The sequence below is a fragment of the Kitasatospora sp. NPDC093679 genome, from assembly GCF_040683455.1.
GTDB lineage: Bacteria > Actinomycetota > Actinomycetes > Streptomycetales > Streptomycetaceae > Kitasatospora > Kitasatospora arboriphila.
Window position 1 is genome coordinate 54,547 of sequence record NZ_JBFBDW010000011.1, and the last position, 24,272, is coordinate 78,818.

General features: G+C 75.6%; 21 protein-coding genes. 9 read left to right on the forward strand and 12 right to left on the reverse strand.

Annotation, left to right across the window (positions count from 1 at the left end):
- The first annotated feature begins 48 nt into the window (after positions 1-48).
- The 5 genes from AB0O09_RS12105 to lysA all read left to right on the forward strand — a co-directional run bounded on the left by AB0O09_RS12105 (position 49) and on the right by lysA (position 5,423).
- Positions 49-2,910 carry a protein kinase gene (locus AB0O09_RS12105; protein ID WP_363541490.1) on the forward strand — a complete coding sequence of 954 codons (2,862 nt, stop codon included), beginning with the start codon at positions 49-51 and terminating at the stop codon, positions 2,908-2,910.
- A 205-nt stretch (positions 2,911-3,115) separates the two neighbouring features.
- The gene (locus AB0O09_RS12110; protein ID WP_363541492.1) at positions 3,116-3,304 is read left to right on the forward strand and encodes a hypothetical protein; all 189 of its coding nucleotides are present in this window, start codon (positions 3,116-3,118) and stop codon (positions 3,302-3,304) included.
- 45 nt (positions 3,305-3,349) lie between these two features.
- Positions 3,350-3,748, forward strand: coding sequence for an SAV_915 family protein (locus AB0O09_RS12115; RefSeq protein WP_363541493.1), 399 nt, complete (start codon positions 3,350-3,352; stop codon positions 3,746-3,748).
- Positions 3,745-4,047: a hypothetical protein gene (locus tag AB0O09_RS12120; protein WP_363541495.1), complete on the forward strand. Its 303-nt coding sequence runs from the start codon at positions 3,745-3,747 to the stop codon at positions 4,045-4,047. The genes AB0O09_RS12115 and AB0O09_RS12120 overlap by 4 nt, the downstream gene beginning before the upstream one ends.
- On the forward strand, positions 4,044-5,423 hold the full coding sequence (gene lysA, locus AB0O09_RS12125; RefSeq protein ID WP_363541496.1) for a diaminopimelate decarboxylase: 1,380 nt from the start codon (positions 4,044-4,046) through the stop codon (positions 5,421-5,423). Before AB0O09_RS12120 ends, lysA begins: the two co-directional genes overlap by 4 nt.
- Positions 5,424-5,577: 154 nt before the next feature.
- On the opposite strand, the gene AB0O09_RS12130 is transcribed toward lysA, so the two are convergent.
- The gene (locus AB0O09_RS12130; protein ID WP_363541497.1) at positions 5,578-6,741 is read right to left on the reverse strand and encodes a helix-turn-helix domain-containing protein; all 1,164 of its coding nucleotides are present in this window, start codon (positions 6,739-6,741) and stop codon (positions 5,578-5,580) included.
- Positions 6,742-6,996: 255 nt separating this feature from the next.
- Here AB0O09_RS12130 and AB0O09_RS12135 point away from each other — a divergent pair, with 255 nt between their 5' ends.
- Both AB0O09_RS12135 and AB0O09_RS12140 read left to right on the forward strand, forming a co-directional pair.
- Positions 6,997-7,941 (forward strand): alpha/beta fold hydrolase, encoded by a 945-nt coding sequence (locus AB0O09_RS12135; RefSeq protein ID WP_363541498.1) that lies wholly within the window; start codon positions 6,997-6,999, stop codon positions 7,939-7,941.
- 162 nt (positions 7,942-8,103) lie between these two features.
- Positions 8,104-9,090, forward strand: coding sequence for a tellurite resistance/C4-dicarboxylate transporter family protein (locus AB0O09_RS12140; RefSeq protein ID WP_363541499.1), 987 nt, complete (start codon positions 8,104-8,106; stop codon positions 9,088-9,090).
- Positions 9,091-9,157: 67 nt separating this feature from the next.
- Here AB0O09_RS12140 and AB0O09_RS12145 read toward each other — a convergent pair whose 3' ends face one another.
- The 7 genes from AB0O09_RS12145 to AB0O09_RS12175 form a co-directional block, all read right to left on the reverse strand.
- Positions 9,158-11,968, reverse strand: coding sequence for a hypothetical protein (locus tag AB0O09_RS12145; protein ID WP_363541500.1), 2,811 nt, complete (start codon positions 11,966-11,968; stop codon positions 9,158-9,160).
- Positions 11,965-13,077 carry an AAA family ATPase gene (locus tag AB0O09_RS12150; protein ID WP_363541501.1) on the reverse strand — a complete coding sequence of 371 codons (1,113 nt, stop codon included), beginning with the start codon at positions 13,075-13,077 and terminating at the stop codon, positions 11,965-11,967. Before AB0O09_RS12150 ends, AB0O09_RS12145 begins: the two co-directional genes overlap by 4 nt.
- Positions 13,078-13,126: 49 nt before the next feature.
- A complete protein-coding gene (locus AB0O09_RS12155; RefSeq protein WP_363541502.1) occupies positions 13,127-14,515 on the reverse strand; it encodes a VWA domain-containing protein in 1,389 nt (462 codons plus the stop codon).
- Positions 14,512-15,933, reverse strand: coding sequence for a hypothetical protein (locus tag AB0O09_RS12160; RefSeq protein WP_363541503.1), 1,422 nt, complete (start codon positions 15,931-15,933; stop codon positions 14,512-14,514). The genes AB0O09_RS12155 and AB0O09_RS12160 overlap by 4 nt, the downstream gene beginning before the upstream one ends.
- Positions 15,900-16,397 carry a hypothetical protein gene (locus AB0O09_RS12165; protein WP_363541504.1) on the reverse strand — a complete coding sequence of 166 codons (498 nt, stop codon included), beginning with the start codon at positions 16,395-16,397 and terminating at the stop codon, positions 15,900-15,902. Before AB0O09_RS12165 ends, AB0O09_RS12160 begins: the two co-directional genes overlap by 34 nt.
- Before the next feature lie 119 nt (positions 16,398-16,516).
- Positions 16,517-18,154 carry an amidohydrolase gene (locus tag AB0O09_RS12170; protein ID WP_363541505.1) on the reverse strand — a complete coding sequence of 546 codons (1,638 nt, stop codon included), beginning with the start codon at positions 18,152-18,154 and terminating at the stop codon, positions 16,517-16,519.
- A gap of 89 nt (positions 18,155-18,243) precedes the next feature.
- Complete coding sequence (locus tag AB0O09_RS12175) at positions 18,244-19,698, reverse strand: APC family permease (RefSeq protein ID WP_363541618.1); 1,455 nt, start codon at positions 19,696-19,698, stop codon at positions 18,244-18,246.
- A 223-nt stretch (positions 19,699-19,921) separates the two neighbouring features.
- Here AB0O09_RS12175 and AB0O09_RS12180 point away from each other — a divergent pair, with 223 nt between their 5' ends.
- Entirely contained in the window at positions 19,922-20,629 is a 708-nt protein-coding gene (locus AB0O09_RS12180; protein ID WP_363541506.1) for a TetR/AcrR family transcriptional regulator, read from the forward strand.
- Here the strand turns inward: AB0O09_RS12180 and AB0O09_RS12185 are convergent.
- Positions 20,563-21,384, reverse strand: coding sequence for a class I SAM-dependent methyltransferase (locus tag AB0O09_RS12185; RefSeq protein ID WP_363541507.1), 822 nt, complete (start codon positions 21,382-21,384; stop codon positions 20,563-20,565). The two genes, AB0O09_RS12180 and AB0O09_RS12185, sit on opposite strands and share 67 nt — an antisense overlap.
- Positions 21,385-21,723: 339 nt before the next feature.
- Here AB0O09_RS12185 and AB0O09_RS12190 point away from each other — a divergent pair, with 339 nt between their 5' ends.
- Positions 21,724-22,182 (forward strand): hypothetical protein, encoded by a 459-nt coding sequence (locus AB0O09_RS12190; protein WP_363541508.1) that lies wholly within the window; start codon positions 21,724-21,726, stop codon positions 22,180-22,182.
- A 31-nt stretch (positions 22,183-22,213) separates the two neighbouring features.
- On the opposite strand, the gene AB0O09_RS12195 is transcribed toward AB0O09_RS12190, so the two are convergent.
- The 3 genes from AB0O09_RS12195 to AB0O09_RS12205 all read right to left on the reverse strand — a co-directional run bounded on the left by AB0O09_RS12195 (position 22,214) and on the right by AB0O09_RS12205 (position 24,261).
- Complete coding sequence (locus AB0O09_RS12195; RefSeq protein WP_363541510.1) at positions 22,214-22,429, reverse strand: hypothetical protein; 216 nt, start codon at positions 22,427-22,429, stop codon at positions 22,214-22,216.
- Between the two features lie 68 nt (positions 22,430-22,497).
- Entirely contained in the window at positions 22,498-23,169 is a 672-nt protein-coding gene (locus AB0O09_RS12200; protein WP_363541511.1) for an enoyl-CoA hydratase-related protein, read from the reverse strand.
- Between the two features lie 204 nt (positions 23,170-23,373).
- Positions 23,374-24,261, reverse strand: a complete 888-nt coding sequence (locus tag AB0O09_RS12205; RefSeq protein ID WP_363541512.1) for a LysR family transcriptional regulator — start codon at positions 24,259-24,261, stop codon at positions 23,374-23,376.
- Between the last annotated feature and the right edge of the window lie 11 nt (positions 24,262-24,272).

A 24,272-nucleotide genomic window follows, 5' to 3' on the forward strand; every position in this document is an offset into this window, starting at 1 on the left:
GATCCGGACAGGTCGAGAACGGCGGCGGCACGGGCAGAGGGGGGGCGAGTGGAGCACCTGCAGCAGGACGATCCCGAACTGATCGGCCGCTACCGGCTGTTCGCGCTGCTCGGTCGGGGCGGCTGGGGCAACGTCTACTTCGCCCGCACCGAGTACGGCCGCGCGGTCGCCCTCAAGACCGTCCGCCCCGACCGGCTCGCCGAGGCCCCCGAACGGTTCCGCACCCGGTTCGCCCGGGAGGTGCAGGCCGCCCGCGCGGTCGGCTCCGAGTACACCGCCGAGGTCGTCGACGCCGACACCGACGCCCCCGAGCCCTGGTTCGCCGCCCGCTACATCCCCGGCATCGACCTCGCCGACGCCCTCGACCTGCACGGCGCCCCGCTGCCCCAGCGGACCTGGCGGGTGCTGGCCACCGGCCTCACCGACGCCCTGCGCGGCATCCACGCCGCCGGCCTGGTGCACCGCGACCTCAAACTGGCCAACGTCCTGCTCGCCGGCACCGGGCCCGCCGTCATCGACTTCGGCATCGCCCGCCACCTCGCCCCCGCGCACGGCGGCACCCTGACCGCCACCGGCGTCGCGCTGCGCACCACCACCTTCGCCTCGCCCGAGCAGCTCCGCGACGAACGCGTCGGCCCGGCCAGCGACATGTTCGCGCTGGGCCTCGTCCTCGCCTACACCGCCCTCGCCCGGCACCCGTTCGGTCCGGGATCCGCCATGCAGATCGGCGCGAACATCCTCCAGGGCAGGCCGCAGCTCGACGGCATGCCGCCGACGCTGGAGCGGATCGTCCGGCCCTGCCTGGAGCCGAAGCCGCAGAACCGGCCGGACCCGGCGGAGCTCGCCGGTCTGCTGCCCGCCGACGCCCAGCCGCGGGGCCGGGACTGGCTGCCGCCGGTGCTGCGGGAGGCCGTCGACGAGCGGTCGGCGATCGCCCTCGACCTGGCCGAGCCGATGCGCAGCGGGCGGGCGTGGTCGGTGCGGTCCGGTCCGGCGACGCCCACGCCGACGCCCGCTCCCGCACCGGCGGCCGACGGCCTGCCGGCGGCGGGTGCACGGGCCCTGCGGGAGCGGAGCCTCGCGTCCGCGCCGACCGGTGGACCGGGGGAGGAGTCGACGACCCTGCCGCCGACCGCTCCGGCGAAGGTCAAGGTGCCCCCGCCCACGCCCCCGCCCGCCGCCGCGGTGAAGGGGCGGCCGGGTACCCCCGGCGCGAAGTTCCTGGCGGACGCCGAGGCCGGCGACACCGAGGCGATGCGGCGGTTGGCCGCCTCCCTCAAGCAGGCGGGTGATCCCGAGGGGGCGCTGCACTGGTTCCGGCGGTCCGCCGAGGGCGGCAACCCTACCGGCGCCCGCGAGGCCGCCCTCCTCATCGAGCAGCGGCTGCCCCACCACCTCCCCAAGGTGGCGGCGCTGTACCGCCAGGCGGCCGAGGCCGGAGACCTGCACGCCGCCATGCGGCTCGGCGAGCTGATGGAGAAGGAACCCGGCGGGCTGGCCGACGCCCTGCAGTGGTTCGAGAAGGCCGCCGAGCGCAACCACCCGAAGGCCGCCGACGCCGTCCTGCGGGTGAGGGCCGCCGAGGCGCACAGCACGGTGCCCGCCGCCGAGCGGGCGGCGCTGCGCCAGCACCGGGCCGCCGCACTGGACGGCGACAGCAACGCCATGCTGGCGCTGGGCACCTGGTACCACAAGGAGAAGCGGCCCCAGGAGGCGCTGGTCTGGTACTGGCGCGCCGCCGAGGCCGGCCACGCCCACGGCATGCTGCTGACCGCGCAGCTCCTGAGCAAGGACCCGCAGCGGCAGGCCGAGTCGGCGGACTGGTACCGCCGGGCCGGGGCCGCCGGAAACACCGAGGCGCTGCACGTCGTCGGACGGCGCCTCCGCGAGGAGGGACGGACCGCGGAGGCGATCGACCACCTCCGCCGGGCCGGCGAACGGGACCACCTCCCGTCGATGGTCGAAGCGGCCGCGCTGCTGGAGAGCACCGGCCAGCGGGTCCGGGCCCTCGAGTGGTACGACCGCGCCGCCGCGAAGGGGCACGCCGGGGCGGCGCAGGAAGCCCGCCGCCTCCGGGCCGCCTCCGCACCCGCGGCCGGGAAGACCGCTCCGCCGAAGACGGCCGCTCCGCCGAAGACGGCCGCTCCGCCGAAGGCGGCAGCGCAGCAGGCCGCGGGCCAGAAGGCCGCGGGCCAGAAGGCCGCGGGCCAGAAGGCCGCCGCGCCCAAGGCCACGGCGAAGGCCGCTGCCGCGCCCGCGGAGAAGCCGTCGGCGAAGGCGGCCCGAACCGCGGACGCGGACGCCCGGGCCGCCGCGCGGGCGGAGGCCGGCGGGCACGAGCGGACCGGCCGGCTGCAGGAGGCCCTCCGCTTCTACACCCAGGCCGAGGCCCTGGGCGACAAGGAGGCCAAGCACGAGATCGCCCGGATCTGCCTGAAGCTGCGTGACCGGACCGACGATCCCGAGGAGCGCCGGCGGCTGCGGAAGCGCGCCGTCAAGCGGTACCGCGAACTGGCCGAGGCCGGCGACCCCAGGGCGATCCACGCGATGGCCGAGCTCGACACCACCAACAGCGAGAAGTGGCAGCGCCAGTCCGCGCTGGCGGGCAGCACCAAGGCCATGCGTGAGGTCGCACGGACCCATCTGGAGGCCGACGGCCCCGGCGACGTCCGCACCGCACTGGACTGGCTCCGCAGGGCCGGCCAGGCCGGGAACAACGCCGCGATCATGGACGGCGCCCGGGCGTGCGAGGCCCGCGGCGACATCCGGGAGGCCATCGACTGGTACCGCTGGGCCGCGGAGTGCGGCAACGAGCGGGCCGCCCGGGAGGCCGACCGCCTGGAGACGAGCCACGTCGGGACGGCCATCTGGCGCCGCCTGTCCGGTCGGCTCCGCCGCACCCTCGGGTGACGGGCGAGCCACGGGCACGGTGCGGAGCGGCGTCGTGCAGTGCTGTGCCGTGGTACGGCGGCGTCAGGAACGCGTCAAGGCGGGGCCCGTCCGCGTAGGCCGTGCGTCAAGAACCGGTGCCCGGGGAGGGCGGAGGGAATCCACTGGTGGAGCGGGACCCGGGTAGCCGGGCCGCCCGTCCGACCACCGGAAGGAAGCACCTGCCGTGACCGACCGCCATGTCCTCGCCGCCGTCCCCGCGCCGTCGAGCAGCCGCCGAGCCGTGCCGCCGGCCGAGGCGCGGGGGACCGCCCTCACCCTCCGCCGGGCCGCCGCCGACGGCCCGGGGGAACCGCGGGCAGACCACGCCCGCACCACCGGCAACTGCCGCACGGCACTGCAGTACCTCGACTGACGGCACCTCACCGACCCTCCCGACCAGGCCACCCGAGGACGAGCGATGACCACCGACACCACCGTGCCCGACGAACCCGACGAACCCGAGGAACCCGGTGCACCAGGGGCACCCGGCGGACCGGCGACGCATGCCCTGCGCTTCGTGCCCGTGCGGACCACCGGCCCGGTGCAGGTGCTGCGGCTCTTCCGGCACCGCGACGGCAGCCGCTGCGCCGTCGCCTTCAGCACCGCCGCCGCCCTGCACGCCCTGCTCGGCCCCGACCAGGAGGCGGCCGAGCTCACCGAACCCGCCCTGCGCGGCCTCACCGCCCCGCTCGGCATCGACCGCCTCGTCCTCGACCCGGGACTGGTCGCGCCCCACCCCGGTGACACCGGGTTCCCCGCCGACGCCACGCTCCGCGGGCTGCCCGCCGCCGAACGGCCGCTGGAACGGCAGTGGTGACGCCGCGTCCGCTGCAGGCCGTCGTCCGGTTCTGCCACGGCCCCGTGCCCCTCGACTTCGACCACCTGGCGGCGCGCTGCCCCGCCGTGCGGTCCGGCCTGGCGCTGGCCGGAGAGGCCGACCTCGAACTCCTCCTGGCCTGCACCGGCCCCCGCGAACTGCACGCCGTGGTCGCGGAACTGCGCCGGGCCGGCGCCACCCGCCTCCGCGTCGAGCTGGTGCTCCGCACCCTCGCCCCGGCCGCCGTCCCCGCAGCGCCGCCGTCCCCGCCCCTCCTCGTCAGGAGCGCCGCGCCATGACCACTCTGTCCGCCCACCCGCCCACCGGTCGCCCGTCCGCGGGCCCCCGTCCGCCCGCCGGCCCGGCCGGCACCCGGCCGCTCGGCAGCCCCTGGCCCGCCTCCGCCCGGCCCGGCCCCGGCGGCGACCTGCTGATCGGCGGTGTCGGCCTCGCCGAGGCCGCCGACCGCTTCGGCACCCCGCTGTACGTCCTGGACGAGGCCGAGGTCCGCAGCCGGGCCCGGGCCTGGCGCCGCGCCCTGCCGCACGCCGACGTGCACTACGCCGCCAAGGCCTTCCTGTGCAGCGCCATGGCCGACTGGATCGCCGAGGAGGGCCTCGGCCTGGACGTCTGCTCGGCCGGCGAGCTCCGGCTGGCCGCCGCCGCGGGTTTCCCGGCGCAGCGGATCCTGCTGCACGGCAACGCCAAGAGCCCGGAGGAGCTCCGGCTCGCCCGGCGGCTGCGGGTCGGCCGGATCGTCGTCGACGGCCTCTCCGAGATCCCCCGGATCGCGGCCCCGGCCGACGCCGCCACCCCGCAGCGGGTGCTGCTCCGGGTGGTGCCCGGCATCGCCGCCGGCCACCACAGCGCCGTGCGGACCGGCACCGACGGGCAGAAGTTCGGCTTCCGGATCGCCGGCGGGGACGCCGCCGAGGCGGTCGCCCGCATCCTCGGCCAACCCGGCCTCGACCTCGCCGGACTGCACTGCCACCTCGGCTCGCAGATCACCGACACCGCGCCCTACCTCGCCGCGGTGGACCGGCTGGTCGCCCTGCTGGCGGCGGTCCGCGACCGGCACGGCCGGGAATTCCCCGAACTGGACCTCGGCGGCGGCCACGGCATCCGCTACCTGCCCGGGGACGGCGAGCTGGATCCCGCCCGCTTCGCCCGCGCGGTCGGGACGCGACTGGCCGAACGTTGCGCCGCACACGGCCTCGCCGTGCCCCGGCTGATCGTCGAGCCCGGCCGGGCGATCGCCGGGCCGGCCGGTGTCGCCGTCTACCGGGTCCTGTCGGTGAAGCACACCGCCGACGGCCGGCGCTTCGCGGCCGTCGACGGCGGGATGAGCGACAACCCGCGCCCGGCGCTGTACGGCTCCGCCTACCAGGTCCGCCCCGTCGGCCGCAGCGGCAGCGGGCCCGCCGCCCCGACGGACGTCGTCGGACGGCACTGCGAGGCCGGGGACGTCCTCGTCCGCGGCGCCGCACTGCCCGCGGACCTGCGGGCGGGCGACCTGCTGGCCGTCCCCGCCGCGGGCGCCTACCAGCTGTCGATGGCCTCCGGCTACAACCTGGTCGGCCGCCCCGCGGTGGCCGCCGTCCGGGACGGCCGGATCCGGCTGCTGATCCGCCGCGAGACCGTCGAGGACTTCCGCGCCCGCGAGGTCGGTCGGTAGGAGTCGTCTTCAAGGGCGTACGGCTGCCCGCCCAGGGGCGCGTGGGGGGCACCTCCCGGGCGAAGGGCCGGGGGAGAACCGCGCAGTCCGGGGGCGGTGCTCCCGACGGATCCGGCTCACCCCTGGTCCGTGGGGTGGCCCGGATCCACCTCGCTCAGTCCGGGTCGCGGAGCGTCGAGCGGAGGGCGACCTCGAGTTCGAAGCGGGCGTCCGGGCTGGCGAGTGCGTCGCCGAACAGCTCCTGCACCCGGTGCAGTCGCCGGCGGGCCGTCTGCGGATGGATGCCGAGCCGGGCCGCCACCTCGGGGGCGCTGCCGTGGTCGGTCTGCAGCCGGGCGAGCAGGGTCTCGGCGAGCCGGTGGCTCTGTTTGGCCGTCAGGCCGGCCAGCGGGGCGAGCCGCCGCTCGGTGATCAGCCGGACCAGCGGGCGGTCGGCGAGCAGCAGCAGGTCCGCCAGCCGGTCCCGGCAGTCCACGGGCTCCGGCGGCGGGCCGGGCAGCCGCTCCCGTACGAGCCGCGCCCAGCGCAGCGACTCCGCGGCCTCGGCCAGCGGCACCGGCGGCCCGATCACGGCGCCCCGGCCGCGCAGCGCCTCCTGGACCTGGCCGTCGCGCAGGTACAGCTCCGGTTCGGGCACCAGCAGCCGGGGCTCCGGGCGGTCGAGGTCGGCGAGGACGGGATCGGGCAGCCGCGGCGGCCGGGGCCGGGCGGCGGGCGGCGGGTCCAGCGCCACGCAGGCCACCCGTTCGGGCAGTGCCCAGTCCGCCGCGGCGGCGGCCGACCGGATCTCCTCCGGGCCCGCGCCGCCCAGCAGCGCGCCGAGCAGCTGGTGGCGGGAGCGGCCGAGCGCACCGGCCCGGTCGGCGCGGGCCTCCACGTAGCCCTGCACGCTGGCGGCGGCGATCTCGTCGATGTGCGCGAACACCGCCTCCGCCAGGGTCACCAGCGGTTCGGGGCCGAGCCCGCAGCGGCGGGCCACCCTGGCGTAGCGGCGCCAGGCCACCCGGGCGCCGAGCCGGTAGGCGGCCTGCAGCGCGTCGAGGCTGCGCCCCTCGGTGAGTTCGCCGCGGCCGAGCGAGCGGTAGACCCGCAGCCGTTCCGCGCCGAGGCCGCCGGCTCCCTCGATCCGGTCGGCGAACTCGGCGAGCGCGGTCTCCACGCCGTGCTGGATTCCGGCGCCGAATTGTCCGGCGAGCGGGCGGGAGAATTCCGGAATGGCGGCCCTGATCTCCCGGATGATCTCGACCGCGAGACTCTTCTCCTCGGCCCTGAGTTCTGTGGAGAAATTGCGCGGAAGGGCCTCTCTGGGGCGTGTCACAGGGGGAGTATGCGGGCGATGTTACCGACGGGTCAATAGGCCCGGCGCACCGTGATGGCCTGCGGTGGAACGAAGCTGACGGAGAATCGCTCGTCCGGGTGACACTTTCTGCAAGGGGGCGGGGGGATTCCTGGCATCCGCCGAAGGATTTCCGTCGGCGGGCTGCCGCGTGTGTTGACGCACCATCGGGCCGCACTTAGCTTCTGGTCCCGTCCGGATGTCAGGGAATTCCGGCGGAATCGGAAGGTGTGCAATATGGGAGCGAGACGTGCACGGTCGTTCGCGGTGGCGGCGCTGGCTGCGGCCGGTCTGCTGGCGGCCGGTGGACAGCCGGCCGCGGCGGCCGCGTCGTACCCGGTCGAGTACCACTTCGGCGCCGGCTTCGTGAAGGGCTTCTTCACGCCGGACCGGCCGCCCGCCGGGGCGAACGACTGGTCCTGCCGCCCCGGGGCCGACCGCCCCGCCCCGGTCGTGCTGGTGCACGGCACGCTCGAGAACATGAACGACAACTGGGGCGGCGCGGCGCCGCTGCTCGCGAACGCCGGGTACTGCGTCTACGCCTTCAGCTACGGCGGCGCGGCCGGGTCGCCCGTCCAGGGCACCGGCCCGATCGCGGACTCGGCGCAGGACCTCGCCGCCTTCGTCGACCGGGTCCTCGCCGCGACCGGAGCCCCCGAGGCCGACCTCGTCGGCCACTCCCAGGGCGGCGGCCTGATGGCCCGCTACTACCTGAAGAACCTGGGCGGCGCCGCCAAGGTGCGCAAGCTGGTCGGCATCGCGCCCAACAACAGCGGCACCACCCTGGACGGCATCACCGAACTCGGCCGCCAGCTGCACGTCCTGGAGCCCGCCAACGAACTGCTCGACGACCTCTGCGCGGCCTGCGTCGAGCAGGAGGTCGGCTCCCCGTTCCTGGCCGCCCTCGACGCCGGCGGCCAGACCGTCCCCGGTGTGGACTACACCGTGATCGCGACCCGCTTCGACGAGGTCGTCACCCCGTACACCAACGCCTTCCTGCCGGCCGGACCGCACGTCACCGACCTCACCGTGCAGGACCAGTGCCCGCTGGACGCCACCGACCACCTGGAGATCGGCTACGACCCGATCGCCCTCACGGACGTGCTGAACGCCCTGGACCCGGCGCACCCGCGGCCGATCCCCTGCCAGGTGGTGCTGCCGGTCACCGGCCCGCTGCTCTGACCCCCGGGGCCGGCGGCCCGGCGACCGTCCGCCCCGCCCCGACCCCGCCCGGTGCGGCGCCTCTCCCGCCGCACCGGGCGGACCACCCCGGCTGCACCCGGCCGAGTGGCCCCCGGCGCGGCCCGCTGGCAGCACCGGCCGCGCTGCGCTGCGATGGGCAGCATGGACCTCCCCACCCTGAACCGGGCCGACGACCGGCAGGCCGCGCGCTGGTGGACGAAGGTGCCGCCCGCCGCCGGTTCCGCGGTGATGGCCACCGGCATCGTCTCCGTGGGGTTGCACCTGGTCGGCCGGGAGACCTCCTCGCAGGTCCTGCTGGCGCTGGCCGCCGCAGGCTGGCTGATGCTGGCCCTCGCCTTCGGCCTCACCCTGCTGCGGGACCGCGACCGCTGGGCCGCCAACGCCGCCACCCCGCCCGCGCTCACCGCCGTCGCCGCCACCGCGGTGGTCGGCACCCGCTTCTCGCTCGCCGGCTGGCAGGGCACCGCCGCGGTGCTGCTCGCGATCGCCGCGGCCGCCTGGCCGCCGCTGCTGATCTCCGTCCTGCGGCACTGGAAGCACCACCTGCCGGGCGTCGCCTTCCTGGTCTGCGTCGCCACCGAGGGGCTCGCCGTGCTGGCCGGCACCCTGGCGCTGGCGGGCAGCGGCGACTGGCTCGCCCCGGCGGCCCTGGCCGCCTTCGCACTCGGCCTGGTGCTCTACGTCGCCGCGCTGCTCCGCTTCGACGTCCGCCAGGTCCTGACCGGCGCCGGTGACCAGTGGATCTCCGCGGGGGCGCTGGCCATCTGCGCCCTGGCCGGCTCCAAGCTCACCGCCTGGCCCGAGTGGACGGGCGCCGGGCACACCGTGCTGCGCGACGCCACCCTCGTCCTGCTCACCCTCGACCTGGCCGGCTACCTCGTCCTGCTCGCCGCCGAGATCCGCCACCCCAGGCTGCGGTACAACATCCGCCGCTGGGCCACCGTCTTCCCGCTCGGCATGAGCGCCGTCGCCACCCTCTCCACCGGCTCCGCCGCGCACCTCCCCTGGCTGAACGGGCTCGGCCACCCGCTGCTGTGGGTCGCCGCCGGCGCCTGGCTGATCACCGCGCTCGCCCTCGCCCGCGACCTCGCCCGGGCCCGCCGGGCGGCGCCCTCCGGCGGTACCTGAAGGACCGGGCCCACGGCACCCGGCGGCCGCACCCGGCAGGGGTGCGGCCGCCGGGCGGTCCGGGCGGTCAGCGGGCCGCCAGCAGCGCCTCCAGGGCCTCGGCGGTGCCGGGGTGGCGGCCGAGCAGGGCCGCGCCACCGGGGACGGCGTCCACGGACTCCCAGCCGTCCTCGCAGCCCAGCAGACCGGCCAGGGCGTCGCAGGCCGCGGGGTGGGCCGCCAGCAGGGCGGCGGCGCCGCCCCCGCGCCGGGCGGGATTCGGCAGGGCGGCCGGGCCGGGCTGCGGGGCGCGCCACGGCGGCACCCAGGTGTCCAGCGCCGCGAGCCGGCCGGGGAAGATCCGCCCGGCCTCGCGGATCAGCAGCGGCGCCAGTTCGGTGCCGTCCGCCCGCAGGCCGGTGATCAGTGCGGGCAGCCAGGGCAGCAGCACCGCGTCCGGCAGCTGCCCGAACGCCCGGGACACCGCCTCGACCACGAAGTCGGCCAGGCCCGGCACCGGCTCCAGCGCCTGCACGAATCCGCTCAGGTAGCGCGGATAGGCGGGCAGCGCCAACGGGTTGGCCAGCAGGTCCGCGCAGCGCTCGCGCAGCTCCGCCCGGGAGAGCCGGCCGAGCTGCAGCTGGGCGGCCCACAGCAGCGCCACCCGGGACGGCTCCTCGGGGTGGGACTGGGCCACCGCCAGCTCCAGCTGCGTCCGGTCGCAGCCCAGCGACAGGGCCAGGCCCTCCATGCCGAACAGGAAGCCCAGCGTCGCGGCGACCTGGCGGACCGTCGCGTCCTCGTCGGTGAACGCCGTCGGCAGCAGGGTGCAGTAGTGCGCGTACCCCGTCCGGACGAAGGACTCGATCCAGCCGGGCAGCACCGGTTCGCTCGTCCGGTAGTGGGCCAGCAGCCGGCGGACCCGGCGCAGCACCTCCGGTGCGCCGTCCACGCTCCGTTCGGTGGCCAGCACCTCCAGGGCGTGCCGGCCGAGTTCGTCGGCGAGCCGGCGGCTGCCGAGGTAGAGGACGGCGTCCTCGACGGCGCCCAGCACGTCCGCGGTGGTGGCCTGCGGCCCGTAGGCCTTGCGCCGCAGCCGCTGCTCCAGCACCTGTTCGATGCTGACGCCCTCGTAGCCGAGCTCGATCAGGGCCCGCTGGTGGGTGCCGAGGGCCAGGTCCCAGGACTCCTGGAGGGACCGCTCGCCGAACGTGCGCTCACCCATGATCGGCCGTGCGGCGCCGTGCGGCAGCAGGTAGCGCAGCCGCCACAGCACGTCGGAGCAGGTGTTCAGCTCCGGCCGGGCGGCGAGGTCCAGCAGTGCCCGCTGCACCCCGCGCTGCTCCAGCCGCAGGCCGAGCGGGGCGAGCCGGTCGTGCACGTCGCGGGCGAGCGGCGGCAGCGCGTCGTAGCCGACCCGGCCGATCCGGTCGCCGCCCATCATGATCTCGACCAGTCGCCGGACGTCGCGCCGGCCCGGCACGGTGTCCTTCTCGATGCAGGTGACCGCGGCGTCCTGGAAGTCGTACGGGGTCGGCCGCGCCCGGTCGCGCATCCCGGCCAGCAGCACCGAGGTCTGGAAGACCGCGATGGCGTCGGCGGTCGAGGCGAGGTAGCCGTTGCGTCGGGCGGCGCGCACGACGTCGACGGACCAGCCGAGCAGTTCGGCCTCGTCCAGGGGGTCGAGCGCCGGCGGCCGCTGCAGGAAGCCGGACAGCCGGTCGGAGGGCGCGGGGCCGACGGCCGGCACGGGCGCCGCGGCGGCCCGGTCGGTGCCCTTCGCGCCGCCGGCCTGGCCCGCGAGGCGGTACGGCCGGACCCCGGTGCGCTTCAGGTTCTTCGCCCACACCGCGGCGGCGATCGACACCGAGCCGGCGGCCAGGCCGAACTGGGCCTCGATCGCGGTGTGGCTGGACGGGATCAGGCCGTGCTGCCAGCGGGTCGCCGAGCGCGGCGGGATCGCGAAGCCGTCGCTGCCGTCGACGCCGAACTCGGCGACCCGGCTGGCCGCGTGGAAGGCGCCGCAGACGTACAGGCAGTCGGCCGGGTCGGTGCCGGTGGCGGCCAGGTGCTCGCGCATCCTCGTCCACATGTACCGCTCGCGGTCCTCGTCGACCGCGACCCGGCGCGGGTCGCCGGGCGCCAGCCGCCGGAAGAGGCTGCCGATCAGCAGCATGACCTGGCGGTAGGTGTCGTGGTCGCTGTCGCCGAGCGGCACCTCCACGTACTGGTGCCACCACTCGGACCAGTGCCGGACCTTGCCGTGCCGGAGCAGGTGCTCCTCCAGCTCGGCGAAGCGCGGCCGGAGGTCGCCGATCTCCACGCCGACCGCGTCGCCGTGCAGCGCGGCCTCCCCGTCGTCGGCGGCCGCCTCCGGTTCGGCACCGGCGTCGGCCGGCGCGTCCGGTTCGCCGTCGCGCGGCTGCCACTGGAAGACGTGGTCCGAGGAGCGGTCCACCAGGACGAGTTCGACGCCGGGCGTGTCCAGCGCGTACGCGATCGCCTGGTACTCGGCGGAGGCCTCGGTGATCGGCGCGACCACCGAGAGCGGCGCCCAGTCGGCGGGGAAGCCGTCGACCTCGGTCGCGAACGCCTGGACGGCCACCGGCAGGCGGCAGTTGCGCAGCTCGGTGAGGAGCGGCGCCATGTCCTCGCACAGCTCCAGGTACACCACCTTGGGCTGCTTCTCGCGCAGCCGGCGCGCCATCGCGACCGCGGAGGCCGGCGAGTGGTGGCAGACCGGGAAGACCTCCAGCGGCTCGCGCACCGCCCGGTCGACGTCGTCGACGATGCCGAGCAGGATGCCCTCCAGGGCGTCCGGACCGTCGGCGAACTCGGCGGCCGCCTCCTGGAGCCGGGACCGCAGCGGGTCGAAGGCGCCCGCGGGTGCGGCCGTCACGACAGGGTGGCGATCGCGTCGCGGCCGCCCTCCAGGAACTCCGGCCACTCGCCGCCCTGCTCCTTGCCGCGCGGTTCGACCACGCCGTGCAGGTACTTGTTGAGGATGGCGAGGTCCTCCGGCTCGCGCCGGGCCAGCGAACCGACCAGCGAGGAGGCCAGGGTGCGGGCGGTCAGCGTCCGCTCGCCGAAGAAGTTGCCGTGCAGCACGGCGTCCTCCAGCACGCCGATCTGCTCGGCCGTCGAGAGCGCCGACTCCAGCTTCTCGTCGTCGCTGCCGGCCGCGGCGGCCGAGGCGCGCAGGTCGGCGAAGGACTGCAGCAGCACGTCCAGCAGGGTGGGCGGCACCTCCAGCTCGATGGAGTGGCGGCGCAGCAGTTCCTCGGTGCGGAAGCGGACGATCTCCGCCTCGCTCTTCTTGTTGGTGACCACCGGGATGCGCACGAAGTTGAACCGCCGCTTCAGCGCCGACGAGAGGTCGTTGACGCCCCGGTCGCGGCTGTTGGCGGTGGCGATGACGGAGAAGCCCGGCTTGGCGAACACGATGCCGTCGCCGTCGAGTTCGGGCACCGAGACGTACTTCTCGGAGAGGATCGAGATCAGCGCGTCCTGCACGTCGCTGGTGGCGCGGGTGAGCTCCTCGAAGCGGCCGATCGCGCCGGACTCCATCGCCGTCATGATCGGCGAGGGGATCATCGACTCACGGGACTGCCCCTTGGCGATCACCATGGACACGTTCCAGGAGTACTTGATGTGGTCCTCGGTGGTGCCGGCGGTGCCCTGGACGACCAGGGTGGAGTCGCGGCAGACCGCCGCGGCGAGCAGCTCGGCCAGCCAGCTCTTGCCGGTGCCGGGGTCGCCGATCAGCAGCAGGCCGCGGTCGGAGGCCAGGGTGACGATGGCGCGCTCGACGATGCTGCGGTCACCGAACCACTTCTGCGCGACCTCGCGGTCGAGGCCGTCGGAACGCTCGGAGCCGAGCACGAACAGCCGCACCATCTTCGGCGAGAGCCGCCAGCTGAACGGCTTCGGGTTGTCGTCGATCGACTCCAGCCAGGCCAGTTCCTCGGCGTACTTGAGCTCGGCGGGGGCGCGCAACAGGTCGGACATGGCAGGGCCTTTCGGGAAGGGATCGAGGGGGGTGTGCCGGCCCGGGGGCCTAGGCGAGGAAGTTCTTGAGCTCGTGGACGAGCTTGCCGACGTGGCCGGAGATCACCGGTGTGCCGAGCGCCTTGAAGCGCTCCCGGAACCAGGGGTTGACCTCCTGGCGGCCGGAGCTGGTCACCGAGCCGACCGGGATGAACCTCACCCCGGAGCGGTGCACCGCCTCGATGGCCTCGAACAGCGGCTGGGACCGGTCGAACTCGTAGAAGTCCGAGATCCAGACCATCACGGTGTCGGCGGGGTCGGTGATCTTCGGGCGGGCCATCGCCATCGCGACCGGGCCGTCGTTGCCGCCGCCGAGGTTGGTCCGCAGCAGCACCTCGAACGGGTCGCCGACCCAGGGGGTGAGGTCGATCGCGCGGGTGTCGTACGCGACGAGGTGCACGTCGACCTTGGGCAGGCCGGCGAAGATCGACGCCAGGACGGTGCAGTTGACCATCGAGTCGACCATCGAACCGGACTGGTCGACCACCACGATCAGCCGCTGCGGCGTGGTCTTCCGGGCGGTGTGCCGGTAGTGGAGGCGGTCGACGTAGAGCCGCTCCTCCTCCGGGCTCCAGTTGGTGAGGTTCTTCCAGATCGTGCGGTCGAGGTCCAGGTTGCGGAAGACCCGCTTCGGCGGCACCGAGCGGTCCGGCCGGCCGGTGGAGGCCTTGGCGACCCGGGTCCGCAGCACCTCGGCGACCTCGTCGACGAAGCGGCGGATCAGCGCCTTGGCGTTGGCCAGCGCGACGCCGGAGAGGTTGTGCTTGTCGCGCAGCAGCTGCTCGATCAGCGACATGCTCGGCGTCAGCTGCGCGGCGAGCTTCGGATCGGCGAGCACCTCGCGCAGCTGCATCCGCTTCACCAGGCCGGCCTCGACCGCGCCGAGTTCGGGCCCGAGGCCCTGGAAGCCGGCGGGTGCCGGGCCACGGCCCGCCCGCAGCTCGCCGGGCCGGCAGCCGAGGGCGCGCTCCAGCCAGCCCGCGTCGGACTGCCAGCGGGCGAGCTGCCCGGCGGTGACGGTGCCGCTGCCGGTGGCGAAGACGTTCAGCAGCACCTTCGACGCCAGGGCGGCGCGGCGCACCTCGGCGGCGCCGTCCCGCCGGCTGTCCTCCCGGGGGCCGCCGTCCTCGCCCGGCACCATCAGTCCGTCGATCTCGGCGGCCAGCTCCGGGTGGCGCTGGACGACGGAGTCGACGGAGGTCTGCGGGTCGAGCAGGGCGGCCGGCAGGCCGATGTCCTCGACCACGGCGAGGCTCGCGGACTCCAGGGCGTGCTGCTCCTCCGGGTCGAAGAGGCGGGCGAGCAGCCGCCAGTAGAGGACCTGACGGCGGTTCTCGTCCGCGTCCGGGACCGGCTCGGCGTTCGGCTCGGCGTTCGGCACGGTGGTCGGCTCGGTCATTTCCGCAGCAGCCTTCCCGCGCGCTCGCGCAGCACCGCGACGGCGTCGGTGGCGGCCTTCTCCGCCTTGACGCCCAGCTTGTCGGTGGTGCCGCCGGCCCAGGCCCCGGCGTGCAGGGCGACGGCCTTCTTCCGCACGGTGGTCTCGACGGCGATCGGCTGCAGCAGGTACCGGCCGGCGTCCCAGCGGAGCAGGCCGATGCAGGCGGCGGAGGCCGCGACGGCCTCCGGGGTGAGCGGGCCGGCCGCCGGGATCCGGTCGGTGTCGACGGCGAGCGGCTGCCCGGCGAGCACGAACTCCAGCGCGTCGCCGTCCTGCCGGGCGGTGTAGCCCTCCAGCAGCACCGGCACCGCGATCGCCGCCGGGTGCCGGTCCAGCGGCGCGGTGGCGGCCGCCTCGGCCGCGGCCAGCACGACCCGGGCGGTGCCGAAGGCGTCGGCGGGGGCGCCCGGGCGGGCGTGCTCCTCGCTCCAGAGCAGGTCGCCCCCGGCCGTCGCGGGCATGTCGGTCAGCTCCATCGAGCGGCCCTCGCCGACGGCGGCGAGCAGTGCCGTGTGCGGGCGCAGCAGCTGCCAGACCCCCGTCCCGACGACCGTGTCCGGCTTGGGCACGGAGACGGAGGCGCGCACCAGCCGCGGCGTGCCGCCGTCGACGGGCTCCAGCACGGCGTGCACCTGGGCCTGGACGGCCGTCGCGTGCTCCTGCAGGTCGATGCCGAGCGGCAGCAGACGGCCCGTCACGGCCTCGGCGGGCGGTGCGTCGGCCGCGCCCGGCACGGTGAGCACCAGGGCCCGCGACCACAGGTCGGCCCAGCGGCGCAGCGGCACCCGCTCCAGGGTGGCACCGGGGCAGGAGGCGGCGAGTTCGGCGGCGAAGCCGTCCAGCAGGGTGGCGAGGCGGCGCAGCGCCGGGTCGGGCAGCATCGCGCTGACCACCGGGGCGGCCCCGGCGACGAGGTCGTGGTCGATGCCCTGCCAGCCGGCGCGGGCGAGGTCGGCGAGCCAGGCGCGGGCGGCGGCCGGCAGGTTGGCGGCCTGCGGGGCGCCCGGCGCGGTGGCCGGGAAGGCGGTGCGGTCGCGGCCGGTCGCCCCGTCGATCCGGGCGGTCAGCGCGTCGTGCACGGAGCCGAGCAGGGCGCAGCGGGCGGCGGCCAGGGCGGTGAGGTGGCCTTCGTCCCCGATGCCGGCGGCGGTCTTCTCGGCGGCCTCGGCGACCCGGGCGGCGAGCGGCGAGCCAGCGACGGCCGCGGCCAGGGCGAGCAGTCCGGCGGCCTGGTCGGGTCGGGGCCGGAGCACGCCGGCGGCGAGCACCCGGTCGAAGCCGTCGACGGCGGCGAGCGCCTCGTCGAGGCCGTCGACCGGGTCGGTGAGCAGGTCGGCGCGCATCAGGCCACCGCCGCCCGGGTCGGCGGGAACCACTGCATCTCGGGCAGCGGCGCGGTGGTCGGCGCGAGTTCCAGGTACGCCAGGTGGCGCAGGAACCGGCTGAACACCTGGGCGGCGGCCGCCCGGTCCGCGGCCGGCGGCAGGGTGGCCCGCATCGCCCCGGCGATCGCCGCCGCGTCGTCGGCGGCCTCGACCCGCAGGTAGCGGGCGACCCGCTCGGCGCCGTACTGCAGCACCGCCTCGGTGACCAGCGCGCCGATGTGGTTGCAGAACGAGCCGCGGGCGCCGCCGCAGGGCCGGTTGTTGTTGGTGCTGCAGGCGAACGCGAAGTCGCCGGCGGCGACCGAGGACACGTAGACCCGCTCGATGTCGGAGCCGCTGGACACCACGCCCTGCAGCCGGCCGTCGGCCAGTTCGACGAACGGGACCTTGGCGAGCTTGCGCGGCCGCGCGGGCGGCACCACGCGCGCCGTGCTCGACCCCTCCCAGGCAGACAATGCACCTTCTCCTTGCGTCCGGGGGTGTGCCGCGCCGGATCGGCGGGACGCTGAGAAAGCTAGTGGCGATCACTGACAGCCCCCGGTGCGCCGGCCGGGCGCACCGGGGGCCGCCGGTGTCAGCCGGCCAGGTGGACGAGTTCCCCGCCGACGTAGGTGCGTTCGACCCGGGCGTCGGCGATCTCCGCGGGCGGTGCGGTGAGGATGTCCCGGTCCAGGACGACCAGGTCGGCGAGGTGACCGGGGCGCAGGCTGCCGGCGTCGTCGTGGCCGTTCACGTGGGCCGAGCCGGCGGTGTACGCCGCGAGGGCGGTGACCACGTCGAGGCGCTGCTCGGGCAGGAAGACCCGGCCGTCGGTGGCGCCGGGCTCGGACCGGTTCACGGCGACGTGCAGCCCGGCGATCGGGTCGGGGCTGCTGACCGGCCAGTCGCTGCCCGCGGCGAGCGTGGCGCCGGCGCGCAGCAGCGAGCCGAACGGGTACTGCCAGGAGGCGCGTTCGGGTCCGAGGAAGGGGATGGTGAGCTCGTCCATCTGCGGCTCGTGGGCGGCCCACAGCGGCTGGACGTTGGCGATCGCGCCGAGCCGGGCGAAGCGCGGCAGGTCGTCGGGGTGGACGACCTGGAGGTGGGCGAGGTGGTGCCGGTTCCCGCGCCGGCCGTTGGCGGCGACGGCGGCCTCGACCGCGTCCAGCGCCTCGCGCACGGCGCGGTCGCCGAGGGCGTGGAAGTGCACCTGGAAGTCGAGGGCGTCGAGGGCGGTGACGTGCTCGCGCAGCCGCAGCGGGTCGACGAAGCTGATCCCGCTGTTGGCGGTGGCGCAGCCGCAGCGGTCGAGGTAGGGGCTGGTCATGGCGGCGGTGAAGTTCTCCGCGATGCCGTCCTGCATGATCTTCACCGCGCCGGCGCGGAACCGGCCGTGGCTCAACTCCTCGCGCCGCGCCTCCAGTTCGGGGATCTGCTCGGCGCCGCGCCCGCGGTCCCACCAGAGGGCGCCGGTGACCCGGGCGGTGAGCGTGCCGTCGAGGGCGGCCGTCCGGTAGGCGTCCGAGACGTCGGGCTGGCCGTTGAAGACGCCGAGTAGGGCGTCCTGCCAGCCGGTGATGCCGAGCGAGTGCAGCAGCTCCTGGGCGCGCAGCAGGCCGGCCAGCCGGTCGGCGGCGGTGCTCGGCGGGACGTGCCGCGAGACCAGGCCGGTCGCGCCCTCCTGCAGCACGCCGCCGGGGGTGCCGTCGGCCTCGCGCTCGATCCGGCCGTCGGCCGGGTCCGGGGTGTCGGCGGTGAGCCCGGCGAGCTCCAGGGCGCGGGTGTTGGCCCAGGCGCCGTGGTGGTCCCGGTTCAGCAGGAACACCGGGCGGTCGGCGCAGACGGAGTCGAGCAGCTGCCGGCTCGGCAGGCCGCCCTCGAAGCTCTCCATCGACCAGCCGCTGCCGGTGATCCACTCCCGCTCCGGGTGGGCCGCCCCGTAGTCGCGGACGCGGCGCAGGTACTCGTCGACGCCGGTGGTGCCGGACAGGTCGCACTCGGCGAGTTCCGTCCCGCCGTACACCGCGTGGACGTGCGCGTCCTGGAAGCCGGGGATCAGCAACCGGCCGTGCAGGTCCACGACGTGGGTGCGCGGACCGATCAGTTCGCGGACCTCGTCGTGACCGACGGCGGTGATCCGCCCGGCGGTGACGGCGAGGCCGGTGGCCCGGCTGCGGGCCGGGTCGTTGGTGTGGACGGGGCCGTTCGTGAAGACCAGATCGGCCTGGGCCATGGGTGGTGCTCCCGTGCTCGGGCGGCGGCGCCGCGGGTGGAGAGGGGGTGTTGCGGTCCGGGCCCGCGGCGGGCAGGCCCGGACCGGGATCAGACGGTCGGTTCGAGGACCGGCTCGGCGGCGGGGTCCGGCGAGCGGCGGTCGAAGTACGGGGAGCGGCGCACCCAGCGCGCCCACGCGGCCGCCAGCAGGCCGGTGCCGACCATCAGCCCGGGCACCAGCAGCTGGAACCAGCCGTTGTCGGCGCCGATTTCGAGGTGGTCGGCGGAGGACCAGAAGGTCCACACCAGGTGGCCGCCGACGGCGAGCAGCACGACCGCGCCCAGCAGCGGCGCCACCACCGCCCGCAGCCCCTCCCACGGCGCGGTGCGCAGCAGGCCGCGGAAGCGCACCGCGGCGGCGAGCGCGGTGAGCGCGTAGTACAGGGCGACCAGGATGCCGCTGGCGTTGACCGCGGCCGAGATCAGGTCGCTGACGGTGGGGATGGCGGTCGAGAGCACGGCGAGGACGGTCGCGACCGCGGCGATCAGCACGGTGCCGACGGCCGGGGTGCCGTGCCGGGGGTGCAGCCGCGTCCACACCGGGCCGAGGGTGCCGTCGCGGCCCATCGCGAACATGCCGCGGGCGGTGGGGATGATGCCGGCCTGCAGCGAGGCCGCGGCGGAGAACAGCAGCGCCACCAGCGGCAGTGCGGCCAGCGGCTGGTCGGCGAGCTTCGCCCCGAAGTAGGTCAGCCCCCGGGCGCCGTTGTCGGCCAGCTCGGAGAGCGGCAGCACCCGCTGGAAGGCCGTTCCCGCGAGCAGGAAGAGCAGCATGACGACGGTCAGCGCGATGAAGCCGCCGCGCGAGGCGTCCCGCGGGTCGCGGACCTCCTCGCCGATGCTGAACACCGACTCGAAGCCCCAGTAGCAGAACACCGCGAGCACCATGCCCTGGGCCAGCGCGGAGAGCGAGGGGATCGTGAACGGGTTGTACCAGTCGAGCGAGAACGGCTGGTCGCCGGCGAACAGGCCGTAGCCGCAGAAGACCAGCAGCACCGCGTACTCGAAGACCAGCAGGTACTTCTGCAGCCGGGCGGAGAGGTCCAGCCCGCGGACGGCGACGGCGGTGGCCGCGGCGAGCACGGTCAGCCCGATGACGGTGGTCTGCGGCGTGGAGTCCGGGTCCAGGGCGAGGCCGCCGATCCGGTGCAGCCCGGCGAGACCGAGCAGTTGCAGCACCGCGGAGCCGGTCACGGCGGTGGTGTAGGCCAGGAAGACGACCGTGCCCACGATGTTGACCCAGCCGGAGAGGAAGCCCAGCCACGGGTCGAGGGTGCGGCCGATCCAGCTGTAGCTGTTGCCCGCGTTCGGCTCGACCCGGTTGAGGCGGCCGTAGCCGCCCGCGATGGCGAGCACCGGCAGGAAGGCCAGCAGCATCAGCGCCGGCAGGTGCAGGCCGACCACGCCCGCCATCAGGCCGAGGCCGATGCCGATGCTGGTGGTCGCCGCGGTCGTCGAAGCGGCGATGACCACGCCGCCCTCGATGCCGACCGACTTGCGCATCGTCGTGCGGGGGGCGGCCGCGGCGGGGGAGCCCGCGGTGCGGCCGGGGGGCTTGAGCGGTGATGCCAAGGGAGAACCGCCTCAACTGTGGGGGTGTGACCGGCGGGGAGGGAGGACGCCGGAGGGTCGGGAGAGCCGGTGGCCGGTGGCGCTGTGCCGGTGGCCGGAATGAAACCGGCCGGGCACTTCACACGTCAATGCTGTTGTCATAAGCTCCCCGGCCATGACCGAACGCGTGGTACCGGAAGACCGCCGCCGGCGCAGGCGCCCCACCCGCCAGGGCACCGTGCTCTCCGAGCGGGCGATCGTGGAGACGGCCCTGCACCTCGTCGACCAGCAGGGCGCCCAGGCCCTCACCGTGCGCAAACTCGGCGCCGCCCTCGGCGCCGACCCCAGCGCGATCTACCGCTACTTCCACAGCTCCGACGCCCTGATGCTCGCCCTCACCGACGAGATGATCGGCCGCGCCCAGCAGGGATACCGGGCCACCGGGGACTGGCGCGCCGACCTGCGGGAGATCGGCCGCCGGATCCACGCCTGCTACCAGGCCCATCCGCAGGCCGCCGTGCTCGCCGCCCACCGCACCACCGGCCGCGAGCACGAGGTCCGGGTGGTCGAGGCGATCCTCGGCGTGCTGCGCGCCGCCGGACTCCCGGACGGCGAGGCGGTGCGGATCTACCACGCCTTCGTCGACCAGGCGCTCGGCTTCGCCGCCCTGGACGCCGCCGCCCTCGCCCTCCCCGCGGCCGCCCAGGCCGCCGACCTCGCCGTCTGGCACGCCAACTACGGCACCCTCTCCGCCGACACGCACCCCAACATCGCGGCGACCGCGCCCCTGCTCGCCGTCGAGATGCGGCGCAGCGGCTACCCCACCGCGCTCGAACTCCTCCTCGACGCGATCGCCGCCCGCCTCGACGCCGCCGCCGGCTGAGGCCGGCCCTCCGGGTGCGCCGGTGCGTCGCGGCGGAACAGCGCCGTCCACAGGAAGGCCTCGCCGAACAGCGGCGAGTCGGCCGGTTCGTCGTTCATCCGGCGCAGCTCGACCTCCGTCAGGTCCGCGAAGATCCGGCGCAGCGACTCCTCGGTGTACGCGAGGCCGCCGCCCAGCCGCCCCTCCCGGTAGAGGTCCGCGTCGGAGAGTTCCGAGCCCATCGCGCCGGCGGCGAAGCAGGTCAGCGCGAGGTGGCCGCCGGGCGCCAACACCCCGGCGAGGAGCGCCAGATAACTGACGCGGCGGTGCGGCGGCAGGTGGTGGAAGCACCCCGAGTCCACCACCAGCTCGTACGGGCCGGTCATTTCCGTTCCGGCGAGCCGGAAGGCGTCGCCGCGGAGGAGGCGGACCTCGACGCCGGCCTCCCGCGCCCGGTCCCCGGCCCACGCCAGGGCGGCGGGGGAGAGGTCGACCGCGTCCACCTCGAACCCCCGGGACGCCAGGAACACCGCGTTGCGCCCCGGCCCGCACCCGAGGTCCAGGGCCCGGCCGGGAGCGATCAGCCCCCGGTCGACGTGGGCGGCCAGGCTCTCGTCCGGCTTGTCCGCGAAGAACGGGACGGGCTTCGACCGGTCGGCGTAGAAGCGGTCCCAGTAGCCCGCGCCGTCCCCGGTGGCCAACCGGCCGTCCCGGCTGGCGAACAGCCCGTCCAGGAGAGCGAGAACGTCATCGACAGTACGTACGGTCCGGTCCATCCGGCCCCCTTCCGACAGGTCGTCAGATTACCCCCGTGGGCGGAGAAAGGCCAGGTCACGGCTGGTTCGGCGGGGCCGCGCAGGCCCCGTGGCGGGCCCGCGGAGGGGCCGGACGGGGCGGCACCCCACCGCGCCCGCCCGCTGCTGTTCACGCCCCCGCGAGGGGCCGTGAAAGGGCCCTCCGGGGTCGGGCCGGGCGGACTTCTTCGAGCGGATTTCCGGTGCTGCGGGCCCCGCGGCGGAGGGGTGGGAAACCGGTGGGCCGGGCAGCGGTGCGTGCCCTGCGGTGATGCCGGCAAAGGCGCAGGTCGGACGCGGGGGTGGGACGTGGGTTGGGACATGACGATCGAGCGGCCGGAGGGTGCGGGGGATCCCGAGTTCCGGTTCGACATGTCGAGCATGGGGCCGGCGTTGCGGGCCATGGACCGCCTCGGAATGCTGTCGTACGGTCACGAGCCGCCTGCGTGGCCGAAGTCGGCCGACTTCGGTCTGACGTCCGCCGACTTCGTCGGTGCGGCGGACGGTCGGGTCTCGGAGACGATGCGCACCTACGAAGCCGCCTGCCGGGCCGTGGCCGCGTGGCATGCGGAGCCGCCGACCGGCATCCCGGACCACAAGATCGGTGGCACGAACGACGGCTGGATCGTGACACCCGCCGAGATCCGTGCAGCCCTGGCCGCCCTCGCGGCACAGCCCGAGGAGGCCAAGGCCGGGACGTTCGCGGAGCATCCCCGCTGGGACGAGTGGATCGACTACCTGACCCGCGCCGCGGCCCACGGCGGATTCCGGGTCGAGTAGCGGGACGGGCCCGTGTGCCGCCCCCGGTGCCTCAGCGGCAGATCCAGTGGCTGTCGCGGGCCGGATGCCTGCGTTGCTCCCCGGAGGGACGGGTCACCACGAGGTCGCCGTCCTCGTGGGCGAGCCGGTCGCCCGCCGCGACGAACACCGCCCGGTCCGGTGCGACCCGGAAGTCGGGTCGGAGCAGGAACTCGCTGATCAACATCGCTCGCGGCACCGGGGTGACCCCGTCGGGTTTCAGGTGCACGGGTCGAGCTTCCCGGCCGGTCCGCGGTCGCCGCGACCGGTTTTCGCGTTCCGGCCGGGTGGGGCGGCTCAGCCGAGGGGGATGTCCTTCTCGCGGAGGGCGGCCAGGGCGGGGCCGTACATCCGGGTCTTGATGGTGCCGACGGTGGGGCCGGCCTTGGTGGTGTGGGTGGCGGCGAGGTCGAGGGCGGTGCGGCGGAGGGAGTCCTCGTCGGCGGTGCGGTCGACGATGCCGGCGGCGAGGGCGTCGCGGCCGCCGTAGCGGCGGGCGGTGACCATGGCCTCGTGGGCCGTCCCCGGGTGGAGGCGGGCCTGGATCAGGGCCGACATGCCGGCCGTGAAGGGGATGTTGATCTCGGCCTCGGGCAGGCACCAGTAGCCCCGGTCGCCGCGCATCACCCGGAAGTCGTGCGCCAGCGAGAACATCGCCCCGGCCGCGAAGGTGTGCCCCTGCAGCGCGGCGACGGTGACCACGGGCAGGGTCAGCATCCGGGCCAGCAGTTCCTGGACGGAGGAGACGTACTCGAGCGCCCGGTCGGTGTTGGCGAACAGCCAGTCCAGGTCGAGGCCGTTGGAGTAGAACTTGCCGGTGGCCGTGGTCACCAGGGCGCGCGGGCCCTCGGCCTTCTCCACCTCGTCCAGCAGGCCGTCGACGGTGGCGACCCAGTCGGGGTGGAAGCGGTTCTCGGTGTCGCCGAGATCGAGGACGAAGACGTCGTCGATGCGCTCGAGTGCGGGCATGGCATCTCCTTCGGGCAGCCGCGGTGGACCGAGCCGTACGGGACCGGGCCGGAAGCTACTGGCTGGTAACTACGGTGTCCGGGATCGTACCCGGCGGTGGGCGCGCTGTCTGCCCCCGTGCCCGCGGTGATCGGCCGGCGATCCGTGGGAACCCGGCCCGGGGCGCGTCCGCGAAGGTCGCGGGTGCACCACGAGGGGCGCGGGTCAGGCCGGCCCCGCGGCGAACGCCCGGCGGCACGCGCGGACGGCCTCGCGGACGGCCGGGCCGTGCGCGGGCCGCCAGACCAGCGCGAGCAGGGCCGGTTCGGTGGCGTCCTCGATCGCCAGGGCGGTCAGCCGGTCCGCGTGCGCGGCGGCCATCGAGGCGCTGAGCACGGCCACCCCGAGGCCCCGCGCGGCCAGGTCGGCCACGGCGTCCGCCGCCCCGGCCTCCAGCGCGATCGCCGGCCGGACGCCGGCGGCGGCGGACGCCCCGTCCAGCACCGTGCGGATCCCGGTGCCCCGCGGCATGCAGATCACTGCGTGCTCCGCCAGGTCGGCCAGCGCGAGGCGGCCGCGCCCGGCCAGCGGGTGGCCCGCGGGGACGGCCGCGACCAGCGGTTCGCTGACGATCGTCAGGGCCTCCAGGCCCTCCGGCGCGGCGGTCGCCGTGCCGACCAGGGCGAGGTCTACGGTGCCGCTGCGCACGGCGTCGGCGAGCCGCTCCGAGTTGTCCTCCTGCAGCGTGATCTCCACCCCCGGGTGGGCCCGGTGGAAGGCGGCGAGCGCGTCGAACAGCGGGGTGACCGTGCAGCCGACGACCATGCCCACCGTGAGCCGCCCCCGGATCAGGCCGGTCACCTCGCCCACCGCCTGCCGGACGGCCGCCGCCGACGCCAGCGTGGCGCGGGCGTGGTCGAGGGCCGCCTTGCCCGCCACGGTGAGCGTCGCGGCCCGCGCCGACCGGTCGAAGAGTTCCGCGCCGAGCGCCCGCTCCAGCTGTCGGATCTGGGCGCTGACCCCGGACTGGCTGATGTGCACCCGTTCCGCCGCCCGGGTGAAACTCTGCTCCTCCGCCACCGCGACGAAGTACTCCAGCTGCCGCAATTCCATGACTGATGATT

Coding starts and splice junctions, on each gene's coding strand:
- AB0O09_RS12115 (WP_363541493.1), top strand. CDS start 3,350: ATGACCACCGACACCACCGTGCCCGACGAACCCGACGAACCCGAGGAA.
- lysA (WP_363541496.1), top strand. CDS start 4,044: ATGACCACTCTGTCCGCCCACCCGCCCACCGGTCGCCCGTCCGCGGGC.
- AB0O09_RS12135 (WP_363541498.1), top strand. CDS start 6,997: ATGGGAGCGAGACGTGCACGGTCGTTCGCGGTGGCGGCGCTGGCTGCG.
- AB0O09_RS12140 (WP_363541499.1), top strand. CDS start 8,104: ATGGACCTCCCCACCCTGAACCGGGCCGACGACCGGCAGGCCGCGCGC.
- AB0O09_RS12150 (WP_363541501.1), bottom strand. CDS start 13,077: ATGTCCGACCTGTTGCGCGCCCCCGCCGAGCTCAAGTACGCCGAGGAA.
- AB0O09_RS12155 (WP_363541502.1), bottom strand. CDS start 14,515: ATGACCGAGCCGACCACCGTGCCGAACGCCGAGCCGAACGCCGAGCCG.
- AB0O09_RS12170 (WP_363541505.1), bottom strand. CDS start 18,154: ATGGCCCAGGCCGATCTGGTCTTCACGAACGGCCCCGTCCACACCAAC.
- AB0O09_RS12175 (WP_363541618.1), bottom strand. CDS start 19,698: ATGCGCAAGTCGGTCGGCATCGAGGGCGGCGTGGTCATCGCCGCTTCG.
- AB0O09_RS12180 (WP_363541506.1), top strand. CDS start 19,922: ATGACCGAACGCGTGGTACCGGAAGACCGCCGCCGGCGCAGGCGCCCC.
- AB0O09_RS12185 (WP_363541507.1), bottom strand. CDS start 21,384: ATGGACCGGACCGTACGTACTGTCGATGACGTTCTCGCTCTCCTGGAC.
- AB0O09_RS12190 (WP_363541508.1), top strand. CDS start 21,724: ATGACGATCGAGCGGCCGGAGGGTGCGGGGGATCCCGAGTTCCGGTTC.
- AB0O09_RS12200 (WP_363541511.1), bottom strand. CDS start 23,169: ATGCCCGCACTCGAGCGCATCGACGACGTCTTCGTCCTCGATCTCGGC.
- AB0O09_RS12205 (WP_363541512.1), bottom strand. CDS start 24,261: ATGGAATTGCGGCAGCTGGAGTACTTCGTCGCGGTGGCGGAGGAGCAG.